The organism is Methylobacterium sp. P3_A11 (genome assembly GCF_056403155.1).
In genome coordinates this window covers 20,079-30,786 of sequence record NZ_JBFUGA010000069.1, presented here as the reverse complement: position 1 = coordinate 30,786, position 10,708 = coordinate 20,079, and the positions used below count along the sequence as shown (strand labels likewise).

Sequence of the window (10,708 nt, the reverse complement as noted above, 5' to 3'; positions counted from 1 at the left end):
CGCGGCGGCCTCGGCCAGGGCGCGTTCCGCGGCCGGGCTGAGCGCGCGGGGCGGGGCCGCGCCGTCGCCGGCCTCCGGTCCGTTCGGGTTCTGTCTGTGCGGGTCTTGTGCGGTCGGGTCTTGCATCGCGCGCGCTCGGGTGTGAGGGCATGGGTCCGAGAGACGTCGGATCTGGAGCAGAAGTGGCATCGGGGGACACAGGCCGCAACATGCGGGACGGAGCTACACCGGCCGGGACCGGTCCGGACGCGGCGGGGCTCGGCGCGCGGAGCGCGGCGATGCAGGCCGTCGCGGCCCTGATCGGCCAGGATCGCCCCCCTGCCCTCGACGACGCCCTCGCCCAGGCGATCCGGGCCGAGGCGCTGGCGCCGGCGGATGCCGGGCTGGCCCGGGCGATCGCGGTGGCGACCTTCCGGCGCTACGGGCAGATCCGCGCCGTCCTCGGCCAGCGGCTGGAGCGCGGGCTCCCCGCGGCCAAGCCGCAGCTCACGGCGCTCCTCGCCACCGCGACCGCCCAGATCCTCGACCTCGCCGTCCCGGACCATGCCGCCGTCGACCTCGCCGTGCGGCTGGCCAAGGCGGACACCCGCACCGCGCACCTCGCCGGGCTCGTCAACGCCGTGCTGCGCCGGATCGCCCGGGAGCGCGACGCGATCCTCGCCGAGGGCACCGATGCCCTGGCGGTCAACACCCCGGACTGGCTCGCCCGCCGCTGGGTCGCCGCCTACGGGCCGGAGCGGGCGGCGGCGATCGCCCGCGCCCATCTCGCGGGGGCGGCCATCGACCTGACCCCGCGGGGCGACGCCGCGGATTGCGCCGCCCGGCTCGGCGCGGTCCTGCTCCCGACCGGCTCCCTGCGGCTGCCGGAGAACGGGCCGCCGATCCCCGACCTGCCCGGCTTCCAGGAGGGCGCGTGGTGGGTCCAGGATGCCGCCGCCGCGCTCCCGGCGCGGCTGCTGGCGCTGCAGCCCGGCGCCCGGGTGCTCGACCTCTGCGCCGCCCCCGGCGGCAAGACGCTGCAACTCGCCGCCACCGGCGCCCAGGTCACCGCCGTCGACCGGTCCGCGCCGCGGCTGGAGCGCCTGCGCGAGAACGTCGCGCGGCTCGGGTTCCCGGTCGAGATCGTGGTCGCCGACGCCCTCGCCCTGGAGGCGCAGGACCACGACGCGGTGCTGCTCGACGCGCCGTGCTCGGCCACCGGGACGATCCGCCGCCATCCCGACGTGGCCTGGACCAAGGTGGAGGCCGACATCGCACGGCTCGCCGGGCTCCAGGCCAGGCTCCTCGACCACGCCGCCGGCCTGGTCCGTCCGGGCGGCCTTCTCGTCTATTGCACCTGCTCGCTGGAGCCGGACGAGGGTGAGGCGCAGGTCGCGGCCTTCCTGGCCCGCGAGACTCGGTTCGCGCGGGTGCCGGTCCGGCCCGAGGAGGTCGGCGGCGCCGATGACCTGATCGACGGCAGCGGCAATCTGCGCACCCTGCCGTGCCACCTGCCGGAGGTCCCCGGCGCCCGCGGCGGCCTCGACGGCTTCTTCGCGTGCCGCCTCCGGCGAGTGGGGTGACAGGTCCCTCGGCCGGGCTGCGCGGCCGGGGGCCACGCGCCCGCTCACCGCTCGATCAGCGTGCAGCCCCGCTTGTCCTCGGGCTGCCAGCCGTGGCGTTCCAGCTCCGGGTCGAGATGTTCCTCCACGGGGTATCCGACGCAGAGATAGGCCACGAGCCGCCACGTCTCCGGCAMCGCCAGGATCGCCGAGACCGCGTCGGGCTCCAGGATCGAGACCCAGCCGACGCCGAGCCCGCGTGCCCGGGCGGCGAGCCAGAAGCACTGCACCGCCCCCACCACCGAATAGGCCAGCGTCTCGGGCATGCTGGCCCGTCCGAGGCCGAGGCCGGTCTCGGTGACCGTGTCGCAGAAGGCCGCCAGATGCACTGGCGCCTCGTTCAGGCCGGCGAGCTTGAGGCTCCGGTATCGGGCAGCGCGGTCCGCATCGTAGCCCGCCGCCGCGACGGCGTTGCAGCGGGAGAAGCTTTCGGCGACGGCGGCACGGCGGCCCGGATCCGAGACGCGCACGAAGCGCCAGGGCCGGCTGTTGCCGACCGAGGGCGCCCGGTGGGCCGCCGCCAGGCAGGCGTGCAGGTGCGTCTCGTCCACCGGATCGGTCCGGAAGCGGCGCACGTCGCGGCGCCACGCGAACAGCGCGTCGAGGTTGTGCAGGAAGGCGTCGTCGAAGGCGGGCGCACCCATGATGCCCGTGGCATACCCGCATCCCCGGCTGAACGGGAAACGGAAAAAAGGCCGCCCGGAGGGGCGGCCTGAAGTCTTGGGTCTCGAAACCTCGGAGTGCCGGATCCTGGGATCCCGGACGGCGGCCGATGGCTGGGGAGCTGGGTGTCGGGCGCCGACCGGGCAGAGCCCGGCGAGGTTCGGTCGGTGTTGTCTCTCGGCAACGAGGCCCGGAAAAGGCGCGAATTGGGCCAAACCGTGTTTTTTGTCGCTTGGTCGTGTCTCGTACGACACGGCGCGCGCCGCCCTTGCGGGCCGCTGCGGCGAAGCCCATCATCGGCAGGCGACGCATCAATGCCGGGAGTGACGATGACCGAGAGGACGAGCGCCGGGCCGAGGCCCGACGAGGCGGCGGGGCATGTCATCCCTTTTCCCGCCCGCGCGGCTCCTCCGCAGGTCGCCTTCAACCGGGACGAGCTGCGCACGATCTTCAATCTCTATGGCCGGCAGGTCGCCGCGGGGGAATGGCGCGACTACGCCCTCGATTTCCGTCGCGACAAGGCGGTGTTCTCGATCTACCGCCGCGCCTCCGAAATGCCGCTCTACCGGATCGAGAAGGATCCCCGGCTGGCACGCCGCCAGGGAGCCTACGCGGTCATCGCCGCCAGCGGCCACATCCTGAAGCGCGGCACGGATCTGGCCCGTGTGATCGCCGTCCTTGAGCCGGCGCCCAAGGCGGTCTGAGCGCCGCACGGCGCCCGATTCGGCCCCTCAGGACAGGGACATGCGCCGGACGGTGGCGGCGATCTCGGCCACGGTTTCCGGCGCCAGGGGGCGGATCGGCCGCGGCGGCTCGACCCGGCACAGGCCCATGAGATCGGCCAGCGCGTAGACCACCCGCAGGCTGGAATGGGCTCGGAACAGAGCCCAGAGCGGTTCCAGCGCCGCGTTGAGCGCCCGTGCCCGGTCCGCGTCGCCCGCCTCCACGGCCCGGACCAACGCCAGGCTGGTCCGCGGGAACAGACCGCCCGCCACGCTGAACCACGCTGCGCCGCCCGCGATGAGCGCCTCGGTCACGTTCCAATCGCCGCTGAAGCCGATCGGAAATCCCGCCGGTACAGCCTCCTGCAGAGCGGCCACGCCGGCCGCTGCGCCCGCCGGATCCGGTGCGGCGCATTTGGCCGCCACGATCCAGGGGCGGCGGGCGATCCGGCCGATCAGAGCCGGCGTGAAGCGGAAATGCGTCGTCGCGGGATTGTCGTAGAGGACGAGCGGCAGGCCGCCCTCCTCCGCCACCGCCGCGAAATGCGCCTCGACTTCCGCCTCGGTGAGCGGCGTGTAGGAGACGGGGGCGAGGAGGCCCACATCCGCGCCCGCGGCGCGGGCATCCTGCGCCAAGCGGATCGCCTCGTCGGTGCGCAGCGCGCCGACGCCGACGAGGAGCGGCACCCGGCCTCCAACGGTCTCGGCGGCGATCGCCACCGCGCGCCGACGCTCGTCCCGGCTCAGATACGCGTAGGTCCCCGTGCTGCCGAGCAGGCCGATCGAATCGACGCCGGCGGCCACGAGCGGTTCCAGCAGCCGGCGCAGGGCCTCGGCGTCGATCCGGCCGTCACGGTCGCTCGGGGTGATCGGGAAGGCGGAGAGGCCGGAGATTGCGGGCATGGGCGCGAGCGTAGCGCATCCGGCCCCGAGGGCCAGGCAAAAAGAAACCCCGGCGGTTGCCCCCCGGGGTCTCCTTCGTCCTTCAGTCGCGCTGGCTCAGCGGCGGTCGCCGATCAGGCTCAGCAGGAACTGGAACATGTTGATGAAGTCGAGATAGAGCGTCAGAGCGCCGTTCACCGACATCTTGGCCGCCATCTCGCCGTCGAAGCCGCCGTAGAGATACATCTCCTTGAGCTTCTGCGTGTCGTAGGCGGTCAGCCCCGCGAAGATCAGCACGCCCAGCACCGAGATGGCGAACTGGAGGGCCGACGAAGCGAAGAAGATGTTCACCAGCGACGCGAGGATGATGCCGATCAGGCCCATCATCAGGAACGAGCCCATGCCCGAGAGGCTGCGCCGGGTGGTGTAGCCCCAGAGGCTGAGCGAGCCGAAGGCCGCCGCCGTGATGAAGAACACCTGGACTACGCTACCCCCGGTGAACACCAGGAGGAGCGAGGACATCGAGGCGCCCATCACCGCCGCGAAGGCCCAGAACATGGTCCGCGCGGAGGAGGCCGACATCCGGTCCATGCGCATGGAGAAGACGAAGATGAACGCCAGGGGGGCGAGCATCAGGACCCACTTGAGCGGGCTGAGGTAGAGGGTCTGACCAAACGGGGTCAGGATCGGGCGGGTGCCCTGGTAGGCCGCCACGGAGGCCATGTTTAGACCGAGGGCGACGAGACCCGAGATGCCGAGCCCGACGACCATGTTGTTGTAGACGCCGAGCATGAAGGTGCGCAGGCCCTGGTCGACCTCGACCTGGGTGCCGGCGTAGCCAGTCGGCTGCTGCTGGGCGCCGTACCGGAAGGGGCTGTTCTCGAATGCCATGGGAGTTTCCTTGCGGAGGCTCTCTCAGCGTGGTGTTCGGGCGAGGCCCACGCAGGACCTCTGGCGCCCGACTGGCGCCTCGATGCGGAATATGTTGCGCCCGAACCCGCGACACAAGTCCCCGGCCACGGTTGCGGCGCCTGTTTTCCGTGTCTGGAGGATGTATTTTTGTCCATCCCGCCAGGGATTAAAATGCATTGCCCGGTGCAAGACGGGTTGTTCGACTGGCGGTTGCCGGGCTGCTGCGGTTTCAAACGCTTGGGACGAAGTCTTGACAGCTTCCGAATGCCGCGCCCGAGAGGGCGTCGTCGCCGCGCGCGAGGCCTGCCGATTGGGGCGCTGCCGCGCCCGGGCCGCCAGAAGGGGCGCCCTCGCGACGGTGGGCGTCGCGTCGTCGTCCACGCCGATGCCGGCGTTGTTCACCGGAATGTCCAGGTACCCGCGATGCCGCCCGATCAGCCCGGCGGTTGACGCCGCGCCTCCGCGCGGAGGAATGCGGCACCGGTTCGATTCCCGGCGCGGCGGCGCCGAGCGGCCCGTATCCCGACCTGGACGGTACGGGTTCTGGGGGGCGAGCCGGCCCTGCTCGCCGTCTGGTCGATCTGCTTCAGGCAAACACAATCCTAGATTATAGCGACGTCGCTCTCGGACCGTGGGCCACTTTGCCGGTCAATCGGCAATCGCGTGGGTTCGAATTATAGCAAAAATTTATGAAAATGCAGACTTATAGGTCTAATATTAATCACTATCCTTGATGCCCTGAATCCACGCACGGCCGTCGCGCTCTTTGTTCGGGCGATTTCGGCTGCTAATGCCACGGCGCGCAGGGATTCTTCGTTTCAATGACAATCAAGCTGCGACTCGTCTCGCTCCTGGCCGTCATCGGCTTGCTGCTGCTCGCTGCCGTGGCGCTGGGTAATTTTGCGCTCCACTGGAGTCACGGAAGTCTGAAAACTGTATTTGACGATCGTGTAGTCTGTCTCAGGCAGTTCAGCATGATTCGAGACGCCTATGATGACTTGGTCGACGTCTCGCGCATGGTGCGTGGCAAGCAGATCGAGCCGGCCCGGGCCAGGGACAGGATCGAACGCGATCTCTCCAGCCTGCAGACACAATGGTCGGCCTACCTGGCGACCTTCCTGACCCCGGAAGAGGCGGGTCTCGCCAAGGACATGCAGCAGCGGATCGATCGTAACGGCGTCATCGCGGCCGACATCCTCAAGCGCCTCGCAGGCGGCGCTGCGGATTTCGAGGTCACGCATGCGGACCTGCTGCAGAACATGCGGGACACCAACGCGACCCTCAGCAAGCTGACCGCGCTGCAGGTCCGTGAAGCGGAGGCGGAATTTCAGCGCTCCGAGACGACCGCGAGCTGGTCGCGCCTTGCGTTGCTGTCCGCGCTCGGTCTCGCGGCGCTCAGCATCGCCTATGGCGTCTATACGATCGTCGTGAAGGTCTCCCGCCCGCTGGGCAGCCTCGTCAGCGTGCTCCAGCGCATGGCCCGCGGTGAGATCGACGCGCAGATCACGGAAGCGACCCGCAGCGACGAGATCGGCGCGGTGGGCAAGGCGGTCGAGGGCATCAAGACCATGGTCGCCCGCAAGGCCGCCGAGGAAGCCGACATCAAGCGCCGCGCCGACGAGGCCGCCGCAGCCGAGCGCAAGCGGACCATGATCGAACTCGCCGACGGGTTCGAGCGGGCGGTCGGGGGCATCGTCGGGATGGTGTCGTCCTCCGCCACCGAACTCCAGGCCACCGCCCGGACGATGACCGCCACGGCGACCGAGACGGCGTCGCAATCCACCACCGTGGCCGCCGCCGCGGAGGAGGCCGCCTCGAACGTGCAGACCGTGGCGGCGGCGACCGAGGAGCTGGGTTCCTCCGTGCAGGAGATCGGCCGGCAGGTGTTCGGCTCGGCTCAGCTGGCCCAGTCCGCGGTGAGCCAGGCTGACCAGACCGTGAGCCTAGTCCAGGCGCTGCAGGCCACCTCGGCCCGGATCGGCGACATGGTGGGGATGATCTCGGGCATCGCCGGCCAGACCAACCTGCTGGCGCTCAATGCCACCATCGAGGCGGCGCGGGCCGGCGCCGCCGGCCGGGGCTTTGCGGTGGTCGCTTCGGAAGTGAAGGCCCTCGCCGAGCAGACCGCCAAGGCCACCCAGGAGATCGCCCGGCAGATCGGCGAGGTGCAGGGCGTCACGCAGCAGGCCGTCACCGCCATCGGCGGGATCACCGGCCAGATCCGGGAGATCGACGCCGTCGCCACCAGCATCGCGGCGGCCGTCGAGCAGCAGGGGGCTGCCACGCAGGAGATCGTGCGCAACGTCAGCCAGGCAGCTATGGGCGCGGGTGAGGTGACGAGCAACATCGCCGGCGTGGCGCAGGCCTCGGAGGAGACAGGGGCGGCCGCCAACCAGGTGCTGTCGGCGGCCTCCGAGCTGTCACGCCAGTCCGAGCATCTCGGGGCGGAGGTCGAGCGCTTCCTCGCCACCGTCCGCGCCGCGTAAGCACGGAACGGCGTGGCGGAATCCACGGTCCGACGTGACACGAGATGCCGCGCCTCCCGATCGGGTCGATCGGGAGGCGCTTTTTCTTGGTGACCCCCGAAACAGCCCCGCAGGCGGTCCGCTGCCCCGGCGTGCCCCTCAGATCTGCCGCAGGTACGGCGCGGGCTTCTGACCCAGGATCCGCCACGTCCCGGCGAGGCCGAGCAGGATCGCCAGCGCCACCGCGGCGAGGGCCGCGACCAGCGCCCCCGACAGGTCCAGCCGGAAGTCGAGGTGCATGACCTTGGCGACGATCACCCAGCCGGCGAGGCTCCCGGCCGCGAGGCCGAACAGGGCGGTGGCGAGACCCAGGGCGGCGTACTCGATGGCGTAGGCCGCGAGCAGCCGGGACCGGCTGGCGCCCAGCACCTTGAGCACCACGGCGTCGTAGAGCCGCGCCCGGTGACCGGCCGCGATGGCGCCCGCCAGAACGAACAGGCTCGCCAGGACAGCCACCGCGCTCGCCCCGCGGATGGCCAGGACCAGCCGGCCGACGAGGTCGCCGATGGCGTCGAGGGCATCCTTGACCCGGACGGCGCTCACCGACGGGAAGGCCTTTGCGACATCGCGCAGGATGCGGTTCTCGGCCCCCGCATCCGTGCCGCCCGGCAGCGTCAGCGTGGCGAGGTCGGAATGCGGCGCGCCCCGGAAGGTGCCGGGCGAGAACACCATCACGAAGTTGATGCCGAGGTTGCGCCATTCCACCCGGCGCAGGTTGAAGATCGTCGCGGTGAGGTCGCGGCCGAGCACGTTGACGGTGACGGAGTCGCCGAGCTTGAGGCCGAGCTGACGGGCGAGGTCGGCCTCGAAGGAGACGAGGGGCTTGGCGCCCTGCTCGGCGCTCCACCACGCGCCCTCGGTGAGGCTGGAGCCCTCCGGCACCGTGTCGGCGTAGGTGATGCCCCGGTCGCCGTCGAGCACCCAGGCGGCATCCTCCGGAGGGCGGATCTTGCTCGCCGGCACGCCGTTCAGGGCGACGATCCGGCCGCGCATCATCGGCACGTCCTCGATCTTCCCGTTCGGGGCCGAGCGCGCCAGGAAGTCCCGGAACGCGCCCGCGTCCCGCGACGGGATGTCGAGGAAGAACAGGTTCGGCGCCCGCGCGGGGAGGGTCGCGCTGATCGTGCGGCGGACATTGGCGTCGATCAGGCTCAGGGTGACGAGGAGCGTCACGCCGAGGCCGAGCGACAGGACGATGGCGGGGGTCAGCGCCCCGGGCCGGTGGAGGTTGGCAAGCGCCATCCGCGGCGCTGGCCAGCGCGGGTGCGGCAGGCGGCGGGCGAGCGCCATCAGGCCGAGCGCCACCCCGTGCAGCAGGCCGAAGGCGATGGCGGCCGCGGCGATGAAGACCAGCGCCACGCGCCGGTCGAAGGCGGTCGCCACCGACAGGCCGACCAGCGCCGCGAGGCTCGAGGCCAGCCAGATCCGGTACCGCCAGCGCGGGCTGACCCGGGCGGGATCGACCGTGTCGCGGAACAGGCCGGACACCGGCACGTCGTGGGCACGGCCCAGCGGCGTGATCGCGAAGGCGAAGGCGGTGATCAGTCCGTAGGCGGCGGCGAGGGCCAGCTCACCCGGGGCAAGCGTCGGGTTCAGCGGCAGCGGCAGGTCGGCCGAAAACAGCGCGTCCAGGACGAAGGGCAGGCTCGCGCCGACGACGAGGCCGATCAGGGTGCCGAGACCGGCGATCAGCATCACCTGCGTCAGGTAGAGGGCGACCACCTGCGAGCCCGGCGCGCCGACGCTCTTGAGGGTCGCGATCGAGGCCCGCTTGCGCTCCACGAAGGCGTGGACGGCATTGCCGACGCCGACGCCGCCGACGATCAGCGCCGTGAGACCCACCAGGGTCAGGAACTGGGTGAACCGCTCGATGCTCTTGGAAAAGCGCGGGTCGGCGTTGGAGCGCGACCGGATTTCCCAGCCGGCTTCCGGAGTCGCCGCGCGGATGCGCGCCTGGGCGGCGTCGAGATCGGCATCCGGCGCGCCGGGCGGCAGGAGGATCCGGTAGCTCCAGCGGTTGAGGCTGCCCGGCTGGACGAGGCCGGTGGCGCGGAGCGTCGGCTCCGAGATCATCAGCCGCGGCCCGAACCCGATGCCGCCGGCGATCTTGTCGGGCTCCGACACGATGGTGCCCCGGATCGCCACCGTGTGTCCGGCGAGCGCGATCCGGTCGCCGACCTTCACGTCGAGCCGGGTGAGCAGGGCCGGGTCGGCGAGCGCCCCCGGCGCCCCGTCCCGCTCCGCCAGGAGGTCGGCGAGCCGGCCCGGCGGATCGGTGGCGAGGTCGCCTGCCGCCGGATAGGTGGCCGGGTCGACGGCCTTCAGCTCGACGAGGGCCGCATCGCCGCCGCCGGCGACGGCCATGGCGCGCAGGGAGGCGACGACGTCGAGCCGGCCCTCCCGCGCCAGCGCCTGCCGCTCGGCGTCGGTCGCCTCGCGGTTGATCAGGTTGTAGGCGAGGTCGCCCCCGAGGATCCGGCGGCCCTCTCGGCCGAGCCCGTCCGACAGCGAGCGCGAGATCGACGCGACGCCCGCGATGGCCATGACGCCCAGCGCGATGCAGGCGAGGAACACCGCGAAGCCCGAGAGGCCGGCGCGCAGCTCTCGCAACGCGAGGCGCAGGGTGAGCGGGATCCGGCGGGGCGCGGGGTCGGGCCGGGTGAGCGTGCCGTGCATCAGGCCGTCACCGCCTCCTCGATCCGCCCCGAGCGCAGGCGCACGGTGCGGTCGCACAGGCGGGCGAGGCCGTTGTCGTGGGTGACGAGCACCAGCGTCGCACCGCGGTCGCGCTTGAGCCGGAACAGGAGGTCGACGATCTGCCGGCCGGTGGCCTCGTCGAGGTTGCCGGTGGGCTCGTCGGCCACCAGGATCGCCGGATCGGGAGCGACCGCCCGGGCGATAGCGACACGCTGCTGCTCGCCGCCGGAAAGCTGCGCCGGGTAATGATGCAGCCGGTGCCCGAGGCCGACCGCCTCCAGCTCGGCGCGCGCCCGCTCATGGGCACCGGGCCGGTCGGCCAGTTCCAGCGGTAGCGCCACGTTCTCCAGCGCCGTCATGGTCGGCACGAGGTGGAAGGCCTGGAACACGATCCCGATGCGCCGGCCCCGGAACCGGGCCAGGGCGTCCTCGTCGAGGCGGACGAGGTCGGTGTCCTCGATCACGACGCCGCCGGAATCCGGCCGCTCCAGCCCGGCCATGACCATCAGCAGCGTCGACTTGCCAGAGCCCGAGGGGCCGACGAGCCCCACCGCCTCGCCGCGGTCCACGGTGAGCGAGATGCCGCGCAGGATGTGAACCCGGGCTGCGCCGCGGCCGAGGCTGAGATCGATGTCCGAGAGCGCGATCGCGGGCGCGCGCTGCATCTTGCCTTGGCTCACGGGCAGGCCGATCTGTGGGCGATGAC

Annotated in this window: 8 protein-coding genes; 3 read left to right on the top strand and 5 right to left on the bottom strand. The window is 71.7% G+C overall.

Annotated features, from left to right (window positions below; translation table 11 throughout):
* The first annotated feature begins 209 nt into the window (after positions 1-209).
* A complete protein-coding gene (locus AC1DXK_RS20385) occupies positions 210-1,562 on the top strand; it encodes an RsmB/NOP family class I SAM-dependent RNA methyltransferase (protein ID WP_457105564.1) in 1,353 nt (450 codons plus the stop codon).
* 44 nt (positions 1,563-1,606) lie between these two features.
* On the opposite strand, the gene bluB is transcribed toward AC1DXK_RS20385, so the two are convergent.
* Entirely contained in the window at positions 1,607-2,245 is a 639-nt protein-coding gene (bluB, locus tag AC1DXK_RS20380; protein WP_477298825.1) for a 5,6-dimethylbenzimidazole synthase, read from the bottom strand.
* A gap of 348 nt (positions 2,246-2,593) precedes the next feature.
* On the opposite strand from bluB, the gene AC1DXK_RS20375 reads away from it, so the two are divergent.
* On the top strand, positions 2,594-2,968 hold the full coding sequence (locus AC1DXK_RS20375; protein ID WP_457105566.1) for a DUF2794 domain-containing protein: 375 nt from the start codon (positions 2,594-2,596) through the stop codon (positions 2,966-2,968).
* 27 nt (positions 2,969-2,995) lie between these two features.
* On the opposite strand, the gene AC1DXK_RS20370 is transcribed toward AC1DXK_RS20375, so the two are convergent.
* Positions 2,996-3,889, bottom strand: coding sequence for a dihydrodipicolinate synthase family protein (locus AC1DXK_RS20370; RefSeq protein ID WP_457105567.1), 894 nt, complete (start codon positions 3,887-3,889; stop codon positions 2,996-2,998).
* Between the two features lie 96 nt (positions 3,890-3,985).
* Positions 3,986-4,759, bottom strand: a complete 774-nt coding sequence (locus tag AC1DXK_RS20365; RefSeq protein ID WP_457105568.1) for a Bax inhibitor-1/YccA family protein — start codon at positions 4,757-4,759, stop codon at positions 3,986-3,988.
* 842 nt (positions 4,760-5,601) lie between these two features.
* Here AC1DXK_RS20365 and AC1DXK_RS20360 point away from each other — a divergent pair.
* Positions 5,602-7,266: a methyl-accepting chemotaxis protein gene (locus AC1DXK_RS20360; RefSeq protein WP_457105569.1), complete on the top strand. Its 1,665-nt coding sequence runs from the start codon at positions 5,602-5,604 to the stop codon at positions 7,264-7,266.
* A gap of 138 nt (positions 7,267-7,404) precedes the next feature.
* Here the strand turns inward: AC1DXK_RS20360 and AC1DXK_RS20355 are convergent, their stop codons facing one another.
* The gene (locus tag AC1DXK_RS20355; protein ID WP_457105570.1) at positions 7,405-9,981 is read right to left on the bottom strand and encodes an ABC transporter permease; all 2,577 of its coding nucleotides are present in this window, start codon (positions 9,979-9,981) and stop codon (positions 7,405-7,407) included.
* Positions 9,981-10,667 carry an ABC transporter ATP-binding protein gene (locus AC1DXK_RS20350; protein WP_457105597.1) on the bottom strand — a complete coding sequence of 229 codons (687 nt, stop codon included), beginning with the start codon at positions 10,665-10,667 and terminating at the stop codon, positions 9,981-9,983. The genes AC1DXK_RS20355 and AC1DXK_RS20350 overlap by 1 nt, the downstream gene beginning before the upstream one ends.
* Positions 10,668-10,708 lie beyond the last annotated feature (41 nt).